Genomic DNA, 19,173 nt, shown 5'->3' on the forward strand with positions numbered 1-19,173 from the left:
TTACAATTGATGGGTTTTTATCGGTTTTGCTGGTATGCCTATCGCTGTGCAAAAGGAGGGGATATGGCTCGTAACTGACGCTCCAGCTCCGACGGTAGACCATTTGCCAATCTGCTGACCGGGAATCGCTACACAGCCGATACCTAGATGAGAGCCTTCCTCCACCTTCACCCCTCCTGCTAACGCTACTTTAGGAGAAAGATGAACAAAATCCTCGACCACACAATCATGCTCCACAACGGTCGAGCTATTAATAATCGCATGCTGACCTACGGAGGCGTTTGCGTTAAGAACGGCATTGGCCATCACCACTGTACCTCTTCCTAGCGTGACACTAGAGCTAAGCATCGCACTAGGGTGCAGCAGTGAGACGTAACGCTCCAAGGGTAAATCTAGCTGAATGGTCAGCAGCTTACGTACATGATTGTTGCCGATGCCTACGACAAACTTCACATGAGGGAGAATCTCAGCAAGCTCCGTGGCGTATCGAATTGGACCACGAATCAAATCCTCCTCTTGAGAGGTTTCTGTATACTTATCATCTAAGATCCCTACCAGCTCGTATTCATCCCTGCGCAACGCGATAATATCTTGAATGACTCGACTATGACCACCATCACCTAATAGAATAATCTGTTGGGGTTGTTCACTCATGATCACTAACTCTCCTTTGTAGGTTGTGACGTACAAGCCTGTAGCTCAGAAGCTGATGATCCTTTAAACTTCTCTATAGTTGCCTGCCCCTGCTGATTAATCCCGTCCACCTTCAGTACTTTTAATACCGTTAGAAATAAAATCTTGATATCTAGCCAAAATGAGTGATGCTCTACATACCACACGTCTAGCTTGAATTTCTGCTCCCATGAAATGGCATTTCGCCCGTTTACCTGAGCCCACCCAGTGATACCTGGCTTTACTTCATGTCGCCGAGCCTGTTCAGACGTATATAATGGAAGATACTCCATCAATAGTGGTCTTGGACCGACAAAGCTAAGCTCTCCTTTGACTACGTTAAAGAGCTGCGGGAGCTCATCTAGACTGAGCTTTCTGACCACCCTCCCTGCTCTCGTTAACCGCTCATTATCTGGTAGTAATTGTTGATGCTCATCTCGCTCATCAGTCATTGTTCTGAACTTATAGATGTGAAACGGCCTGCCATTCAGCCCCGGTCTTTGCTGAGTGAAAATAACGGGAGAACCAACGCTCTTACGTAACACTATGGCTGTAACGACCATAACGGGAAAGCTAAGCAGAAGGGCTACGCTACCAAAAACCAAATCAACGGCTCGCTTCATAATAGCTCCCCCTTGCTTGCTTACTCAGCTTACTGTGGTCGGCAAGAATACTTTCTATCTGTTCCGCAAGCTTTAATCGATCATATTTCCTCTCTGCTAATGTTCTAGCGTTGCGTCCCATGATCCTTAGCTGCTCCTTCTGATCCTTTAGCTCAAGCAAAAGCTTACCTAGCTCTTCAGGTGACTTAGGATTCACGTAGTAGCCGATGCTATGCTGCTCCACAATATCCTTTGTCCAGCCATTTGAATTGACAATAACGGCTCGTCCTGCCGCTAAGGAGTCAAAGAACTTATTTGGTGAATTCGTAGCTAGGATAGGAAGATCCTTGAAGGATGTAATCGTAATGTCTGTTGCTCCTAAAATCTTGGGCATATCTTTCCTTGGAATCGAGCCTGTAAAAATAACGTTATCTAGCTCAAACTCTTCACACAACGCTTCTAGCTGAGGCTTCGTCTTTCCATCCCCCGTCAGCATAAAGACCACATTTTGCTCCTCCATTTGCTTCAAGTAAATCGCTGCCCCTATTACATATTCAAGTCCATTTGCCACACCCATCGAACCACCGTGTGTAAGGACGAGCTGATGCTCCTTAATCCTGTATCTCGCCCGTACTTCTTCTCTTTGTTCTACATAAGCCGGATTAGAAAGAAACGCTGGAGCAAATAACTCTAAGTCGGAGCAGTTGGGAATCATGGAAACCTTCTCTTCTTCTATTTTTTCGTTCAGTATGCCCTCTACCATCCCTGGAGATAGGGCAACGATGTGTTTAGCTTGACGATAGGTGAAGCGTTCTAGTAGCTTTAAGCCCTTTTGCAGAAAACGAGAGCGTAGCATCCCCATCTGAATAGGCGCCTCCGGCCATAGATCACGTACCTCAAATACAAAGGGCCAGCGCTTGATGGTCTTGATCAACAGCGCAGGAACCGCAACTGTTAAAGGAGTTGATGTAGCAAAGACGATATCAAAATTCTTGCGTGTGATTCCTAGCATAGTCGCACCAAGCATAAATTTTAAGAAGGATAGTACTCTTTGATAAAAGCCCATATAGTTCGAATAGTGATTACGGATCGCTAGAATATCAATGCCATCTAGCTTGTACTTATCTACTTGGTGACCTTTTTCAATAGGAGTTTCTGATTCTAGCATGGCGTCCCCTGTTATGACAGTGACCTGATGACCCTGCTGCACCAAATACTTAGCAAATTCATAGGAGCGCGTTCCACTGGCTCCACCGCGTGTTGTAAAATACTGATGAATGTACAGAATTCTCACGATCTCCTATCCTTTCTGTCTCGTATTTTTGTCGAAAAGCTTCTATATAATAGAGGTTGCTTTGCTTTAATAGAACTATCTTTAGATTTAGTAGAGCTAGCTTTAGGTTTAATAGCGCTGCTTTAGCTGTCTCAAATGGCCTAGACTACAACAATGCTAGAAGCTTTCCCAGAATCTCTTTCTCCGTATATTTGTGTGCTGCTTCTGTAGCCCCTTCTTCTAGTAGCCTTAATCGAGTTGGTTGCTCCACGAACTTCGCTAGCTTGCTCCTTATTTTCTCAGGCGACTGAATAGGAACGAGCACTCCGTTATAATGGTTGATAACTATATCACTTAAGTCATTCCAATAGGTAGCCAGCACGGGAACCCCCGCAAAAAACGCTTCAATGACTACGCCGGGATAGCCTTCTCCTGGATAAAAGGAGGGCAGTAGCAGAATGTCGTATTCTCTAATGGTCTGAACAACCTGTTCACTGCTTATTTCTCCCTTGTATGTAGCGTTCTCTAGCTTTTCCACCTGCTCCATGAACGCTGCACGGTCCTTTTCAAAAATTGTGCCGTAAAAATCACAGCTTAGCTGCTCATTTCCTTCAAGGGCTGCTAATATATCAAAAACTCCTTTTGGTTCCTTCACCTGTCCGACAAAAATTGCTTTGAGCTTCTTCATCCGTTCAACAGACAGAGGCTTAAGCTCCATAGGCTCCTGAACTAAAAAGTTAGGAAAGGGCACCACCTGCTCCGCCCGTAAGCCCACCTCTTCCTTAAAAAAATTCACCACAGACGTTGTTTGCGGAAGCACATAATCCACCTTTTTAAAGAAAATAGCGGCAAAGCGTTGGTAGATATACGGCAACCGTTTAAATAACGCTGGAAGGGAAGTTCCGAATAGCTTAAGAATGACTTTTTTGCGGTAAAGCTTAAATAAAGCAATTAGGATGAGACCTATGGTGTAGGAAAAACGGCTATTGGACCAGATCAGTACCCCGTCCACCTTTTTCCGATAAGAAAAGGCCTGCTTAAAAAAACGAAATCCATTCATCAAATCCTTGAGCTGTAGCCTTCTCCCAATCTGACTTTCCCGATCCTTCCGCGACGTATCTAGTACGTCTAGCTCAACCTGTTCATTAAGTAGCTGGCTTTGCAATAGCCTCGAAAAGGAAACGGTATCTCCTCCAATAGGCGGGGGCAGAGGCCCTATGGCTAAGTATCTTTTTCTCTCCACTTCTATCACCTCTATTACGGCTTATCTATCTAGTCTTTTTGTAGCTAACCCCAAAAAGTAAAACCACATCAGAGTAGGAACACCAGCGTAAGGGATTTTGGTCTCAAACAGCTGGTGGAAAAACATCGCTAACAGGAGCGTCAATACGGTCGAATACACAATGATTGTTTCTCTTTGCTGTGGTTTCTGTTGGTGCTTTTTAGTCTGTTCGTGCTGTTTAGTCTGTTGGTTCTGTCTGTTCAAGTGATCCTGCTCGATCAGTGTGTTCTCCTTCTTTAACTTAGTAGCAAGCAAATGTCTTCCAACGCTCCATAACCCGAAGCACCAAAAAGCGAAAAATAAGGTGTATCCTAAGAGACCCGTCTCTAGCATTACACTTAAGTGACTATTGTGAGTCGAAATATCTAAGCCTGCTCGAAGTAGCTCCTGCTCGGCAACAGCAAACCCTATTCCCGATACAGCATGATGCTGTACCTGATCCAAGGCTACCGCCCATGAATCCTCTCTCCCAGCTAGACCAGATGAACGATTAAAAGCGTCCAGCATCTCGAAAGGGAAGAACTGTAGCACGGCTATTCCCATAAGAATAAGGATCATCAGGGCTACGTACATGCGTTTAAGCAAATGAACCGTATTCTTAGAAAACAGTAAAAATAGAAGAAAGCTGGCTACGATAAAGGTCAGCATATTCGCTCGGGAAAAAGTCATAAATAGAGCCGTTAGCTGTATCAATGTAAGCGGGATGAGCCAAGCTCCGTGAAGCTTTCCTAAAGCACGTAGCGTAAAGGTTGCCATTAAGGATAAAAACACCATGAAGCCCAAATTGTTTGGGTTCCCTAGCAACGAAGATATTCGGTCATAGCCGTTCGCTGGAATGGTGAGCTGTGAGATGGTTAATCCCCCTAGAGAAACCTGCTGAACAAAGCCCTCTTCTGTTGTGTTTTCCGTACCGAGTAGGGAAATAAGAATTCCGATTAAAGCGAATCCAACCCCAAACCACAGCAGTCCCTTGAGAACACGGGTAAAAGTTTGGATAGGCTTTCGATCTAATAGCGTTAGAAGATATAAGCCGAAGCCAGGGATAAACGCTAAAAGAAAACGGCTAAACGATAACAGCGTATAGTCTGAAAAAAGAGCGGTGGTAGAAAACCAAAGCATGACACTAAAAAGGATAAGCATGCTAATGATCTTCGTTTGAGACAAAGTAGGAATCTTCGCTACTGAGAGCACGATGACACAAACCCCTAGCTGTAGCGCAAGTGTGACCACATAAGGTAAAACCTCTGTCCCTGGCTCTAGGTTAATACTTAGCAGGAGCGAGAGAAAAAGAATGGCACAGATTCCTAGACTATGTCTGTTCCCTTTAATTCCCCAGTTACGTAAGCTTGACGTAGCTCCTACTGGTTTTCTGGACACCTTATCTACTAGTGTCCCTGATGGCTTGTCTGCTAGTTGTGTTCCAGATGCCTTTTCTGCCACTTGAACCCTAGATAACCTAGCTCCTTCACTATACGGATGTCGCTGTCCTATAAGTCGATCAGCTTTCATACATCGTTCGCACCTTTCCCTTCAATCACTCATCATCCAATCCATTACTTAAGCATGTTCAGCTTCCTTGCACTTGTTCATCCTACATAAGCTTCTTCTGCTTGCTTCAAGCACCTAAATTTCTTGAACGAGCGTATGCACATACTTCTCAGTGATAGCACCAACATCAAACTGCCTAGCTCTTCCCTCTAAGTTCTCCTGAAGTGGTTCTTGTAGCTGATCCAAAATGGCTTCAGCCATTGCCTGATCATCACCTGGCTCAACTAATCGCCCATAGCGTCCCTCCTCTAATATTTCCGCTGGCGCTCCCCTACACTTGGTGGAGACAATAGGTGTATTTGTAGCTAATGCCTCTGCTAGCACCAAGCCGAAGCCCTCCCATTTTGAGGATAGTACAAAAAGATCTGCTCTTTTTAAGTAAGGGTAGGGATTGTCCACAAAGCCATCAAATAATACGTACTCTGTTAGACCCAGCTCCTTTGTTAATGCTTGAAGCTGCTCCTTCTGCTCGCCTTCTCCTAAAATAATCAGCTTACTATCGAGCTGCTGTCGAACCTGATGAAAAGCGCGTAGCAATGTATGAAAGTCCTTCTGCTCTACCAATCGACCGATGGCTAGTAGGACAGGTGTGTGTTTCTGGTTTAACCAGCTGTGCATGATTGGCTGATCCATGCTCTGTTGAATAAAGCTCAGATGAATGGGATTGTAGATCACAGATATCTTCTCCTTGTGATTCGCCAATCTAGCATACTGAATTAAGTCCTCTGCAACTCCTTCTGAAATAGCAATAATTTGGTCTGAGCGCCTATAAAGCAGTTGATAAAGCAGCTTCATCTTCAAATTATCCTTGTATTTAGGAGACGGTGGATTTGTTTCACGCACCACAATTTTGGGTTTTCCCGCTAAAAACGGTTTGATTACCAATAGAACAAAATTCATAGCCGTTAGCGTGGATAAAATCACATCCGGTCTTATCCGATTAAGCTCTTGAATCAGCTTGCGCGGAGCATGCCTTAATTTCTTAATTCCTAAATCAACGGTGTTCGCTTCCGCTGGTATTTGATGAACTAGCTCTCCTGATTTGTGAACCATAAGCAATGTTACGTCTGCTGTCTCTTTTTTTATGGTTTTCAGCAGAGTAAGCATGACTTTCTCCGCCCCACCCCCGCCTAGGTTTGGGACAAGAAGAACGATTTTTTTGCGCCAGTTCTCTTTCTCCATGTCTCCCCATCTCCATCTCTTTGTTTTCTACTTAATCTCTCTTCCTTTGATCTCTTCTATTAATTTCTTCTATTAATTCTTCTATTAGTTTTTTCAATATAGTCTCTTCTATATAATCTCTTTATTTTGCTTTTATTCTTTAAACACATCTATGAAATTCAGCCCTATAATCTATATAAGATGTCTCTGTTTGTTATTCTCCAAATCTCATTCACTACTAACGATGCCTTAGGATTCTAAATCCAATAAAGATAATAAGCGTATAGTGAATAAAATGCAGAATACTAAATCCGATTACGGTATATAAGGCGCTACCCTGAAAAGCTATATAAAGCAGCCCACCAAGTTTAATCACTAATGAAGTAGCTTCAAAAACAAAGAAAAATCCTTGTAGTCGTAAAATCTGAAAAAGGCTAACCGCCGGCCGAGCCACAAACCAAAAGAATAACCCTACAATCATCCAGCTTGCGTAAATACCTGCTTCTGTCCACTCTGTGCCGAGTATCCATTTGAACAGCTCAGGAGCGTAGAGAATCAAAACAAGAGCAGGAAGAAACGCTATGCCTGCTAACGCTGCTGTTGATCTCAGATAAAAGCGGCTTATGCTGAGCGACTGATTCAGCATTTCAGAGGCTCGCTGATAAAAAACCTGCTTCACCGCATTACCTAGTAAATCTAAGGGCATTTGAATAAGCCGAAGAGCCAGGGCGTAGTACCCTACAATGGTTGCCTGAAAAAAATAAGTAAGCAGAAAGGGCATCATATTTTGCGAAATAGCATTCACAAACGCTTGACTCGAGCTATATAACGGAAAGTCTTTATATTCCCGTAATCCCTCTAGCATCTCCTTTTTTGTAACCTGGCTTTTAAGCTTAGCCCAATCCTCTCTCAGCACTTGATAGCTTAACACCACAGCAGCTAGCATTTGACCAACGATCTGTCCTCCAATCAGCCCATACGCCCCGGGCTGAATCAAACCCGAACCGACCTGTGTCGCGTTAACCCCACCCGAGCGGATGATCTGAGATATTGAGATTCTGTTGTACGCTTTTTTTCTTGTACTCCAGAAATTACTGCTCTGGTAAACCCCAAGGGCTAGCAGGCTTATTGGCAATAGATATATTAGCTGCTTAAGCTCTGGAGCACGGAAGATAGAAGCTAACGTCTCTCCAAAAAGGAAAAGAACAACCAAAGTTCCAACACTCATCATTACTGTAATGAAGACAGATAGACTGTACAGGTTTGCCGCTTGCCGCTCTGACTTAGGCAACACAATAGCTAGCTCATATTTCCACGTTACAATCACAGATAGAATCGTTGTCAGGGACGTATATAAAGCAAATATTCCAAATGCTTCTGGTGCAAATAAGCGACTTAATATCGGGGCCATGAGGAAGGTGAGTAATTGTGCAATCACTGACCCCGAAAGGAGTACGCTAATATGACGAAGCACTTTGTTTTTCTTAAACAAGCATGCGATCCTGCGCTTCCTGTCTAAAGTTTGCAATATCTAATAGCGTTCTACGAAGCTCCTCTTTCTCTAGCTCGCCGTATACCTGTAGAAGCTTAAACACACAACTCACGTCAACTGGTGGTGTTTTACCCCGATAGATTTTTTCAAACACCTGCTCCTCATGCACCTCATCCTGCCCTAACAATTCCTCGAACATCTTTTCACCTGGTCTCATCCCTGAGAAGACGATTGGAATTTCCTCCTCCGTATAGCCAGACAGCTTCACTAGATTACGCGCTAAATCTAAAATTCTGACAGGCTCACCCATATCCAGGACAAATACTTCTCCACCTTCTGCTAGCGCCCCCGCTTGTAGCACCAAACGCGAAGCCTCCGGAATCGTCATAAAATACCGAATCATATCCGGGTGAGTAACTGTAACTGGTCCTCCGTTTTGGATCTGCTGTTTAAATAGCGGAATGACGCTTCCTCTACTTCCTAACACGTTGCCAAAACGTACGGCTACAAAGCGTGTCCGACTAATGGTGTTCATGTACTGCACAATCATTTCAGCCATGCGCTTTGTCGATCCCATCACGCTTGTTGGATTAACCGCCTTATCTGTAGAAATCATCACAAACGTATTTACTCTTGAGATGCTAGCCGCCTCAGCAACATTTCTCGTCCCTAAAATGTTGTTCTTCACTGCTTCCTCTGGGTTACGTTCCATGAGGGGTACATGCTTGTGTGCGGCAGCATGGAAAACCACATAGGGCTTATGTTTTTTCATGATGCTGAACATTTTCGTTCGATCCTGAATATCTGCTATTTCTGTCTCAATACTTAGATCTGGGTAAGTACGTCTTAGCTCCATCTCGATGGAATAAATACTGTTCTCACCATGCCCAAGGAGAACAAGCTTACTCGGTGCGAAACCAGACACTTGACGGCAGATTTCAGAGCCAATTGATCCGCCAGCCCCGGTGACCAGAACCGTCTGATCCATCGTATAGCTCTTGATGTTGTGAATATCCAGCTCAACCGGCTCCCTGCCCAGTAAGTCCTCCACCTGAACATCACGAATCTCATTTACAGCCACTTTACCAAGCATAAGATCCTCAATCAGCGGGAGAATTTTGGTCTTTGCTTTTGTCCTAGTACATTGTGAAAAAATACGATTAATCCCTTGTCGATCTAGGGATGGAATGGCGATGACAATGTTTGAAATGTTCTGCTCAAGAGCAATGCTTTTGATTGATTTAACCCCTCCAAGTACAGGTAGACCTAGAATTTCAAGATTCTGCTTCGCTGGATCATCATCAATAAAGCCCACTGGAACAAGCTCAACCTCCTGATTTTGCTGCAGCTGGCGGGCTACCATCGTTCCTGCCGCTCCAGCTCCGATAATCAGGGTGCGTTTTTTCTTTTTCATGGAACGCTTGAGGTACTGGTCACGAACGATTCTCCAGGAAAATCTGGAGCCCCCGATTAACAGGATGTGCATCATCCAGGTAATCACCAGTGTTCTTGTGTACATCTCACCCAAGGCGGCCTGTTGAACAAAGGCGGCTAGAATGATGGAAAAGGAGATCGCCTTGAAAATGGCTAGTAGCTCTCCTACACTGGCGTATTCCCACGCCCGCTTGTATAGTTTATAGATGTACGCAAACAAATGATGTCCTACAAGCAGGGTGATGGAGCTGAGAATTAAGGGATAGGTAATGACACGTCCGCTTGGAAGTAAGAGATAATAGCTGAAGTAGATGGACGTCAAGACAATCAGTGAGTCTAGCAAAAACAAATAGATAATACGTTTACGGTATGACATTCTAGCTCCTTCCTTTCCTCCTATATATTGTTTTATTATTTCCGCTTTAATAGAGTGGCTAATGTGCTTTTCCGCTCTATTTTTTGCGGGGGATTGACGTACATATCTACTCCATTCATCATCCATTCTGTATTACGCAGGAGCTGGTGCTCTACGTCGATGCCAAACTTTTTACGAATAACCTTATAAGCATCCTGTAGGTGGAAGCCTCGTTTTCCTGCCTTATGAGCGTCGGAAGCGATCATGTGACAAAGATTATGCTCAATACACTGGAAGGAAAATTTCTGTATGCCTTTTCCGAATTTTCCAACAACACTAGCTGCAGTAATTTGAGCCAAAGCTCCCTTCCTGATCATTTGATACAGCATAGAAGGTCTTTTGCGTATAGCCACGTTTCTCTCAGGGTGTGGAATGATTGGTGTTACGCCCAAGAGCTGGATGTCATAAAGCAGTTCCTCCATAAACGGCGGAACACTATCATTAGGCAATTCTAGCAGAAGATACTTATGATGCTTGTCCAACGTTAGTAGCTCATGGTTGTGTATATCTTCTAGGATGCTGTCGTACACATGAACCTCTTGGCCAGGATAGACAGTCAGAGGAATCTGCTGTCGATCTAACTCTCTTTGAAACTCCTCCACAAGCTCCAATACGCTTTGTTTTGGATTATCATAGACCCCGTTTTTATGATGGGGGGTAGCTATAATCTGCCGAATACCATTAGCCGTAGCCTCAGCAGCCAGCTCTAAGCTTTCACCTAATGTCCTTGGGCCATCATCTACTCCATATAAGATGTGTGAATGTATATCTATCATCTGGCTCCCTCCGAAGTACTAAAACTCAAAATCCCATATATTTCTTAATTTTAAAATGTTAAAAAAGTGGAATTTTAAAGATATAAAAGTCCCTAAGTGTGATGAATCCTTTGACCTAACACACTTTCCATCCACCAAACGTATTTGTGTTCTGTTTAACTTTTGACAAAGTTATGCTTTTCCGTAGTAGTAATAATAATCATGGTTCTTTTCTAGCTTTCTATTATTTAAGACACATCCAAGAATTCTAGCATCCACTTTTTCTAGTAGCCCTTTCGCCTTTAAGCCCATGTCTCGGTTCGTTTTCCCTGAGTTGAGCACAAGGACAACTCCATCCAGCTTACTCGACAAAATTTGAGCGTCTGTGACAGCGATTAATGGTGGTGTGTCGAATAATATCATGTCATAGCTTTCGCAGGCCTCATTAATAAACATGTCCATGGCTTTAGAACTAATTAATTCTGCGGGGTTAGGAGGGATAGGTCCTGCAGTAAGAACATTTAAATGCTTGATCGACGTTTCTTTACACACCTGCTCCAGTTCCCGTTGTCCTGTTAGAATATTCGTGAGGCCCTCCCTATTGTTAAGTCGGAAGGTGTGGTGGACAGTTGGTTTACGTAAGTCTGCATCAATAAACAAGGTTTTCTTACCCGATTGAGCGAACACCACCGCTAGATTCGCAGAGACTGTTGATTTCCCTTCATTAGGACCTGAGCTGGTCACCATCATCGAGCGTATCTCTTGCTGCTTTAAGCTAGAGAATTGAATGTTCGTACGCAGGGTACGAAACGCTTCGGAAATTGGTGATTTGGGCTCCTCCTGCGTAATGATATAGCGCTGCTCGTGCTTTGTTTTATGCTTCAAGCTGCTCTCCTCCTAACTGGGCTTGCTTGCTCGGCTTTTTCTTGGCTTGTCCCTGTTCCATTTCCTCAATGACAGCAATGGTGCCAATTACCGGCAAATCTAAATACTTCTCTACGTCCTGCTCCGTTTTAATGGAATTATCCAGGTAGTCTAGAAGAAATGCCAAACCGATCGCCAGCATGGTGCCAATCACAAAGGCAATCGCTATATTCAGTACTGGACTTGGCCTCACTGGAGCAGGGTTCATGTCTGCTTTCGCTTCCGCCATAATATGTACGTTATCTATATTCATCAGGCTAACAACCTCTCGCTGAAACGTACTTGCTATTGCGTTCACAAGTGAAGCGGCTCGCGTATAATCCGTATCTGTAACCGCAACAGACATAACCTGTGAATTTTGCACAGAGTTTACTTCAATACGGTCATGAAGCTGCCTATAGGAAAGATTAAACTGATTTTCAGCTAGAACGATATCCAGAATACGGGGACTTTTGATAATAACGCTGTACGTATTAATAAGATCGATATTCGTTCGAATATCCCCCTGATTCACTTGACCTTCTGTTGGTGCTTGATTTACTAAGATTTCTGTCGAAGCTTCATACTGGGGGGTAAGGACAAAATAGCTGAGCAGAGCACTTGCTATGACAGCTAATAGCACTACGAGTACAATCAACCCTTTACGTTTCCATAGAATTCCGACAAGTTCTCTTAGACCAACTTCTTGATTATCTGTTTGTCCCATCTCTTTCCTCCAACCATATAGTTACCTGTATTTGATTTATTCAACTATTCGTACAACTACCCGTTTTCTATACCGTCAAACCGAAAATAAATGTTACTTTTTGCAATTTAATAAATTGCGCAACGCCATCATCCGTTGTCAGACAACAAAAAAAGCCACATTTTTCTTTTTGAAAAAAATGTGGTTTAACATTAAATTTACATAGAACGTGGTTTTTTATCCATACTATATTTAAACAGGTATCGTATACTTTACCTGTATTTTAGCGAGCAAATACTTTTTTCAAGAAATTAAGCACTGGTCTTTCCTTACTACTGACTAAGCCAATGGCCTCAGCCCCGATTTGTAGAGCCAAAATACCTAGGACAATCACACCGAAGGATACCCACATGGTTGCCTGTGAAAGCAGAATTGCACAAGCTCCAAAAACAATACTGATTCCGTAAATCGTTAACACTGTTCCTCGGTGACCAAGTCCCATCTCCATTAAACGATGGTGGAGATGATTTTTATCGGCTGCGGATATAGGCTTTCGATTGACGATTCGACGAACGATAGCAAAAAATGTATCAGATAACGGTACTCCTAGCACAAGAATAGGAATAACGAAGGATGCAAATGTTACATATTTAAATCCTAATAAAGATAGGGCTGCTAAATTAAAGCCTAAGAATAAAGCCCCGGTATCTCCCATGAATATTTTCGCTGGGTGAAAGTTAAAGAATAGGAAGGCAATAATACCACCTAGAATCACTAGTGAATATAAAGCAACGAATGCATTCCCCATGATCAGGGACATGATGAAAATAACAGCTGTTGCAATACCAGAAACCCCGGCAGAAAGACCGTCCAATCCGTCAATTAGGTTAACCGCATTTGTTACGCCAACGATCCAAAAGATCGTAAGTGGAATCGCCAGCCAGCCTAAAATCCAAGGAGTATCCTCAAACGGAAGGTTCAAAAGCTCCATTCGGAATCCGAATGATACTACGATAATGGCAGCTGCTATCTGACCTAACAGCTTCACTTTAGCCGATAGCTCAAAACGATCATCCAATACACCAACTAAGATAATCACTAAGCTTCCTAAAAATAAGCCTAGACTTAAAGAATTCTTAGGAATAAACGCAATATATCCCACTACATAACCAACAAATATGGCTAAGCCCCCTAAACGAGGCATAATTTTTTGGTGAACCTTACGAGCGTTCGGTTTATCTACAGCTCCAATTTTAAAAGCAAGCTTCTTCACCCAAGGCGTGATCAGCAGAGTGACGATAAACGCAAGAGCAAACGCTCCTATATAGAACAATGGTGAAAAGGAATAACTATATAAAAACTCCATAGAGGAAACACCTCTTTTTTCTATAAGATATAATACAGATTATCATACAAATGTTATCAAACTATTAAAAGTTAGCAGGTAACTTTTCTTTCAGCTTCTCTTTTTAATTCCCAATGATTAACTATATATGCTGAGCGTTATTTTGACAACTGTTTTTTCTTCTCTTTTTTAATCCTTAGGACGAATTTCGGAATAGCAAGCTGTCTTGGCAGACGACTTGGCTGAGATAATAAACGGTGTAGCCATTCTAATCTAAGCTTCTGCCACATCATTGGCGCACGCTTAACCACTCCTGCTAAAACATCAAAGGATCCTCCTACGCCAATCGCTACCTTCGCTTGTAGCTGCTGCTTATATCTTTGAATCCACAGTTCTTGCTTGGGGAAACCAAGTGCTACTAGTAGCAGGTCAGGCTTCAGAGCATTAATTTCGTCAAAAATCTCCGGCTCCTGTGAGTCGTCAAAATACCCATTTCTTCGACCAACCACCGTTACATGTGGATATTGCTTGGCTAGTTGGTTTGCCGCTTTACTATTGACCTCTTCATTTGCCCCTAATAGAAACACGGAGAAGGGTCTTTCGTTAGAGGTCTTAGCTATTTCATGTAGCATATCATAGCCTGCCACTCGCTCCGGCATCGGATCTCCAAGATGCTCGGCGGCCCAAACGATCCCTGTACCGTCAGGAGTAATTAGATCAGCTGTATGCATCGCCTGAGCTAGCTCCTGGTTCTCAAGTCCAGTCATCACAATCTCTGGATTGGCTGTCACAATATGTACCGTATGGGGAAATTCCGCACGATCCTTGTGCAAATACGATACGACATAATCCACTGTATCTTTCATACCCCATTTGGAGAAAGAAAAACCTAAAATATTTGTCTGCACTTTCGCTTTAACCACAGCTTACTCTCCTTACAATGGATCTCGTTGTTGAAGCTTTCGTATGACAGAATGACTTTTTTACGGTCACTGATTGACAATACGACAATACTTTTAAATTCTATATCAACCCATCAAATCTCATAATTACATCTATTATCTACTAAAATACTCTATTAAATACATAAATGAATGATAGAACTAACAAAAGGAGCTATCTAACAGTCTACTTTATAGACGAGATTTATCCGACAAGGTTTCAATGTCCAGAACGAAATTTGACGGATTTCCTTCTTTTTTTCCATGATTAACTATATCATGAATTTTGTTGTGTGACAAAAATAGATAGACAAATGGATACGCAAAAATAATAAAACCAACCTACCTTTTTCAAAAGTAGGCTGGTTCATGTAATTCAAATCCCTTATGGCGCTTGTGGATTAGTTATCCACGGTTACCATCAGCCGCAACATTGCCATCCTCAGAAGCTTCACCCGTAGGATCTTCTGTGTCAGTAGCGTCATTCTCCGTCTTAATAGGAGTTGGAATGCGATTAATAAAGTTAGTCGCATGCTCATTGATCCGATCTACTTCTTCCTGAGGAACGACCTCAAATGACACTCCATTGATTGTGCGGCCTTCTCCTTCAATTGAAGTTGTTTCTAGGTTGCTCATATTGAAATTGTAGAAACTGCGTACCAGAAAGTCTAGCTCATCAGGAGTTAGAGATGTAGAAACGTTGTCCCCCACAGCGTTCATCATGGAAAAGACTCTTGGAAGACTACTCAAAGAAACAATTTCTCTACCTAGCTCTTTAAGCACCAGCTGCTGTCTCTCCATACGTTGGTAATCACTTGTATAGTAACGAGAACCACGATTATCCAAACGCGCACGTACGAAGTCTAATGCATTTTTCCCATCTAGAACCTGTTGACCTTCTTCTAAGCGGATATGCGTGCCATCCATCGGGTCATCATATTGTATGGTGCGATCCACGTATACATCTACTCCACCTACAATATCCACAAGCTCTTCAAAGCCTTTAAAATCAATCGCTACATACCCATAGAGAGGAATATTTAACCACTCTTCAATCGTTTGCATCGTTAACTGTACGCCACCGTAGGAGAAGGAATGGTTAATCTTATTTTGCGACCTTCCAGGAATATCCACTAGGCTATCTCTTGGAATTGATACAAGGTTTACCTTTTTATCGTTAGAGTCAATTAATGCTAGCATTAATGTGTCAGGACGTCCCCCATCACTAGAATCCTCACGCTGGTCAATCCCATAAAGTAACACAGCAAAAGGATCTTTAAATTTCTCCTCTAGTTCCTTTTCTGTTTCTTTAGGTCTATCATCCTCTTCGTCTTCACCCACATGCATGTTATCTAATGTGTTTTTATATCCTTGATAGACTGAAAATACTCCGACTGCCAAAAGCAGGGCAAGAGCCAACGTCCCCCAAAGTATGATTTTCTTTTTCATTCTTGTTTCTCCTTCAATTCATTATCCTTTTTTATTAGCGTTCTACTTAATAGCCTTCTACTTATTGTAAGGTATTTATACCTAGATCATGCGTTTTCTAAACTAGGCACGTAAAACTTATTCTAACGGGCCTTGCTATTAATGACGGTATTCCCCTGTAATTGGTTTCAGTAAAATTTTACCATTCAATTCTAAGCTGTTCTACATTTCTTTCTACACAAGGCTTTAAGCTTTTGGCCTTTAAATAAAAATATATTGAGTTTTGTCGAAAAAAATGTAGGCATATCACGTGCACAAAAAAATGTTTCCTATACACTATACAATTTGTAGGTGTTAATTGCAATCTGACTGAAAAAATGTTTGAGTTTTGTCGTTTTTGGTGAAAATCCGATTTTTCATTCCTCTTATGTTCAATGTTAGTGATAAAATTGTTATGTACTTGATATGAATTTAGGTATGAATCTTAGGACAATTAGAATCAATTTATTTATAAAAGGAGATCCAACATGATTAAAGGAATTGAACACACAGCCATTATGGTGTCGGATATGGATCGTTCACTTGAATTTTATGAACAGGTACTGGGAATGACATTGCGTCACAGGGAGTGGCTCAATGAGGATGTAGAGCTTGCTTTTCTATACTATCCTAAGCAGCAATCTAGTCTTTCCGAGGCGGAGATTGAGCTTGTATATGAAAAAGGTGTGGATGTTCATCAATTAGGTGAAGGGCTAGTGAACCATTTGGCCTTTCGGGTGGAGGACATCTCTGAGACCATGGGGCAATTAAGGGAGCTTGGTATAGTCTTTGATGAAGAAGAACCTATTCGAGTCTTAGGAAACGTTAAGATTGCCTTTTTTAGTGGTCCCGATGGAGAGATTTTAGAGCTGGTGGAGAGGTAATGCAACATAAGAAAAGTAACATAAGGTGCAGAAGCTTAATCATACTCTTTAGCCTGTTGAGCAGTCAACAGGCTATTCATTTAAGAGAACATCATCTTTAGTTGAGTTCATTGACTGAGTTCATAAAACCGATGAATAAAACCGATGATTTATGCAGTACGTTTCTTTCTATATATATATCCTGTCTTCGCCTCATAAAATAGAAGGAGCAGGAAGAAAATTCTATGAAGAGGGCTAGGACCCATCTCCTTTCGAGATGGGTCTACATTCTCTGCACAAGGGTGGCAATACCTTGCCCCACCCCTATACACATAGCGGCTAGACCGATATTGACCTTTTTTCTGTTCATTTCGTATAGTAGTGTCGTTAGAATACGTGCTCCACTAGCACCAAGTGGATGTCCCAAAGCAATCGCACCACCATTCACATTTACCGTTTCTGGACGCAGTCCCAGTTGACGTATACACGCCAAAGACTGGGAGGCAAACGCTTCATTAAGCTCTGTAAGATCAATATCTGCAACGGTTAATCCTGTGCGCTTCAAAAGCTTGTTGGTAGCGGTCACTGGACCTATACCCATTATATCTGGTTCTACTCCAGCAACCGCCGTACCGAGAACTTTAGCCATAGGCTGTACACCTAGCTCCCTTGCTTTCTCCTCACTCATAAGAAGAACGGCGCTAGCTCCATCATTTACACCAGACGCATTTCCTGCTGTAATCGTCCCTCCTCCAAATAGAGGTTTAAGACTCGCTAGCTTATCTAAAGATGTGTCTGGTCGTGGATGCTCATCCTGGTCCACGACAATTACGTTACCTTTACGATCCGTTATCGTTACAGGTACGATCTCCTCTTTAAAGGCATCTGCCGCCACAGCTTTACTATAGCGTTGCTGGCTTTCGTAAGCGAAGGCATCCTGCTCCTCACGCGTAATGCTAAAGCGTCTAGCTACCTCCTCTGCCGTTTCAGGCATTGAAAGGGTTCCGTATTCTTTGCCCAGCTGCTTATTGATAAAGCGCCAGCCGATGGTGGTATCGAACATTTCCAAATTACCGCGGGGGAAATCTGTTTCCGCCTTGCCCATCACATACGGTGCCCTTGTCATGCTTTCCGTTCCCCCTGCGATGTAAATATCTCCTTCCCCGACAGCAATTCCACGAGCAGCAAAGCTAATCGCATCGAGACCAGAACCACACAGCCTGTTTACCGTTGTTCCTCCAATCTCCTGTGGAAGTCCAGCTAGAAGAAGGGACATTCTGGCGACGTTTCGATTATCCTCCCCTGCTTGATTGGCACAGCCCAAAATAACATCCTCAATGTCTGACACAGGTACATCTGGATTTCGATTCATCAACGCTTTAAGCACTAGGGCTCCCAAATCATCTGGTCTAACACCTTTAAGCGCACCCTTATAGCGACCAATCGGTGTTCTGACCGCATCTACAATCACAACGTCTCTTTTTTTACTCATCTTCTTCATCTATTATTCACCTATAAAGCCCGGTTTTCTCTTTTCAAAGAAAGCCCGTGTCCCTTCCTGCTTGTCCTTGGTCCCAAACAAAATGGCCTGTAACGATTTTTCTAAGGCCAGCCCTGCAGGCAGGTCAGTCGTTACGCTTTCATTCAAGGCGATTTTAGCCATTTGAATGGTGATTGGAGGCTTACTGGCAATTTTTCGAGCAAGCTCATAGGCCCTTTCCTTAAGCTCCTCATGAGGCACAACATGATTGACAAGACCGATCCGGTGAGCCTCCTGTGCATGAATGATCTCCCCTGTAAGGATGAGTTCCTTTGCTTTCGGTAAGCCGACTAGCTTTGGTAATTGCTGGGTTCCTCCCCCTGCTGGTAAAATACCTAGATTGACCTCAGGCTGCCCCATTTTAGCTCGATCGCTAGCGATTCGCAGATCACAAGCCAGCATCAGCTCACAGCCGCCACCCAGCGCAAAGCCGTTGACGATAGCGATGACAGGCTTACTTGAACGATACAAATCCAGGAGGACATCTTGAACAGCCACATCCCCGTAAATATCCAAAGGCTTTCGATCACGTATCCAAGCAATATCTGCCCCAGCTACAAACGCCTCATCACCCGCCCCGGTTATCATAATCACCCGGACTTCCGGCAGCTGATTCAGCCTTTTCACTGCTGCCCCAAGCTCCGCCCAGCTTTCAGGGTTCATAGCGTTGCGCACCTCGGGACGATTGATCGTAATCAAGGCAATATGCTGCTCGATCTCAATAAACAAATGTGTAAAGTCCTTCTGATATTCTCCCTTGGCCATCATATCTCC

Annotated in this window: 17 protein-coding genes; 1 reads left to right on the forward strand and 16 read right to left on the reverse strand. The window is 43.1% G+C overall.

The genetic code is table 11. The features are described from left to right. The 14 genes from J2S11_RS11095 to J2S11_RS11160 form a co-directional block, all read right to left on the reverse strand. Positions 1 to 654 (reverse strand): acetyltransferase, encoded by a 654-nt coding sequence (locus tag J2S11_RS11095; RefSeq protein WP_307394523.1) that lies wholly within the window; start codon positions 652 to 654, stop codon positions 1 to 3. Between the two features lie 5 nt (positions 655 to 659). Next, a complete protein-coding gene (locus tag J2S11_RS11100; protein ID WP_307394525.1) occupies positions 660 to 1,295 on the reverse strand; it encodes a sugar transferase in 636 nt (211 codons plus the stop codon). Further along, the gene (locus tag J2S11_RS11105) at positions 1,279 to 2,568 is read right to left on the reverse strand and encodes a glycosyltransferase family 4 protein (protein ID WP_307394527.1); all 1,290 of its coding nucleotides are present in this window, start codon (positions 2,566 to 2,568) and stop codon (positions 1,279 to 1,281) included. Before J2S11_RS11105 ends, J2S11_RS11100 begins: the two co-directional genes overlap by 17 nt. A gap of 145 nt (positions 2,569 to 2,713) precedes the next feature. Beyond that, the gene (locus J2S11_RS11110) at positions 2,714 to 3,790 is read right to left on the reverse strand and encodes a glycosyltransferase family 4 protein (RefSeq protein ID WP_307394529.1); all 1,077 of its coding nucleotides are present in this window, start codon (positions 3,788 to 3,790) and stop codon (positions 2,714 to 2,716) included. A 21-nt stretch (positions 3,791 to 3,811) separates the two neighbouring features. Beyond that, positions 3,812 to 5,338, reverse strand: coding sequence for an O-antigen ligase family protein (locus J2S11_RS11115; RefSeq protein WP_307394531.1), 1,527 nt, complete (start codon positions 5,336 to 5,338; stop codon positions 3,812 to 3,814). A 114-nt stretch (positions 5,339 to 5,452) separates the two neighbouring features. After that, positions 5,453 to 6,559 carry a glycosyltransferase gene (locus tag J2S11_RS11120; RefSeq protein ID WP_307394533.1) on the reverse strand — a complete coding sequence of 369 codons (1,107 nt, stop codon included), beginning with the start codon at positions 6,557 to 6,559 and terminating at the stop codon, positions 5,453 to 5,455. Positions 6,560 to 6,776: 217 nt separating this feature from the next. Beyond that, positions 6,777 to 8,030, reverse strand: a complete 1,254-nt coding sequence (locus J2S11_RS11125; RefSeq protein WP_307394535.1) for an oligosaccharide flippase family protein — start codon at positions 8,028 to 8,030, stop codon at positions 6,777 to 6,779. After that, on the reverse strand, positions 8,023 to 9,840 hold the full coding sequence (locus tag J2S11_RS11130; protein WP_307394536.1) for a polysaccharide biosynthesis protein: 1,818 nt from the start codon (positions 9,838 to 9,840) through the stop codon (positions 8,023 to 8,025). Before J2S11_RS11130 ends, J2S11_RS11125 begins: the two co-directional genes overlap by 8 nt. A 35-nt stretch (positions 9,841 to 9,875) precedes the next feature. Further along, positions 9,876 to 10,655, reverse strand: coding sequence for a tyrosine-protein phosphatase (locus tag J2S11_RS11135; RefSeq protein ID WP_307394538.1), 780 nt, complete (start codon positions 10,653 to 10,655; stop codon positions 9,876 to 9,878). Positions 10,656 to 10,826: 171 nt separating this feature from the next. Next, complete coding sequence (locus J2S11_RS11140) at positions 10,827 to 11,519, reverse strand: CpsD/CapB family tyrosine-protein kinase (RefSeq protein ID WP_307394540.1); 693 nt, start codon at positions 11,517 to 11,519, stop codon at positions 10,827 to 10,829. Further along, on the reverse strand, positions 11,509 to 12,264 hold the full coding sequence (locus J2S11_RS11145) for a YveK family protein (protein ID WP_307394542.1): 756 nt from the start codon (positions 12,262 to 12,264) through the stop codon (positions 11,509 to 11,511). Before J2S11_RS11145 ends, J2S11_RS11140 begins: the two co-directional genes overlap by 11 nt. A 262-nt stretch (positions 12,265 to 12,526) precedes the next feature. Continuing rightward, on the reverse strand, positions 12,527 to 13,609 hold the full coding sequence (locus tag J2S11_RS11150) for a glycosyltransferase family 4 protein (RefSeq protein WP_307394544.1): 1,083 nt from the start codon (positions 13,607 to 13,609) through the stop codon (positions 12,527 to 12,529). 137 nt (positions 13,610 to 13,746) lie between these two features. Next, complete coding sequence (locus tag J2S11_RS11155; protein WP_307394546.1) at positions 13,747 to 14,511, reverse strand: WecB/TagA/CpsF family glycosyltransferase; 765 nt, start codon at positions 14,509 to 14,511, stop codon at positions 13,747 to 13,749. A 423-nt stretch (positions 14,512 to 14,934) separates the two neighbouring features. Continuing rightward, entirely contained in the window at positions 14,935 to 15,978 is a 1,044-nt protein-coding gene (locus J2S11_RS11160; RefSeq protein WP_307394548.1) for an LCP family protein, read from the reverse strand. A 506-nt stretch (positions 15,979 to 16,484) separates the two neighbouring features. Here J2S11_RS11160 and J2S11_RS11165 point away from each other — a divergent pair. Beyond that, positions 16,485 to 16,880, forward strand: coding sequence for a VOC family protein (locus J2S11_RS11165; protein ID WP_307394550.1), 396 nt, complete (start codon positions 16,485 to 16,487; stop codon positions 16,878 to 16,880). Positions 16,881 to 17,142: 262 nt separating this feature from the next. Here the strand turns inward: J2S11_RS11165 and J2S11_RS11170 are convergent, their stop codons facing one another. Continuing rightward, positions 17,143 to 18,360 (reverse strand): acetyl-CoA C-acyltransferase, encoded by a 1,218-nt coding sequence (locus J2S11_RS11170; RefSeq protein ID WP_307394552.1) that lies wholly within the window; start codon positions 18,358 to 18,360, stop codon positions 17,143 to 17,145. Between the two features lie 3 nt (positions 18,361 to 18,363). Next, positions 18,364 to 19,164 carry an enoyl-CoA hydratase/isomerase family protein gene (locus J2S11_RS11175; RefSeq protein ID WP_307394554.1) on the reverse strand — a complete coding sequence of 267 codons (801 nt, stop codon included), beginning with the start codon at positions 19,162 to 19,164 and terminating at the stop codon, positions 18,364 to 18,366. Between the last annotated feature and the right edge of the window lie 9 nt (positions 19,165 to 19,173).

The sequence above is a fragment of the Bacillus horti genome (genome assembly GCF_030813115.1).
GTDB lineage: Bacteria > Bacillota > Bacilli > Caldalkalibacillales > JCM-10596 > Bacillus_CH > Bacillus_CH horti.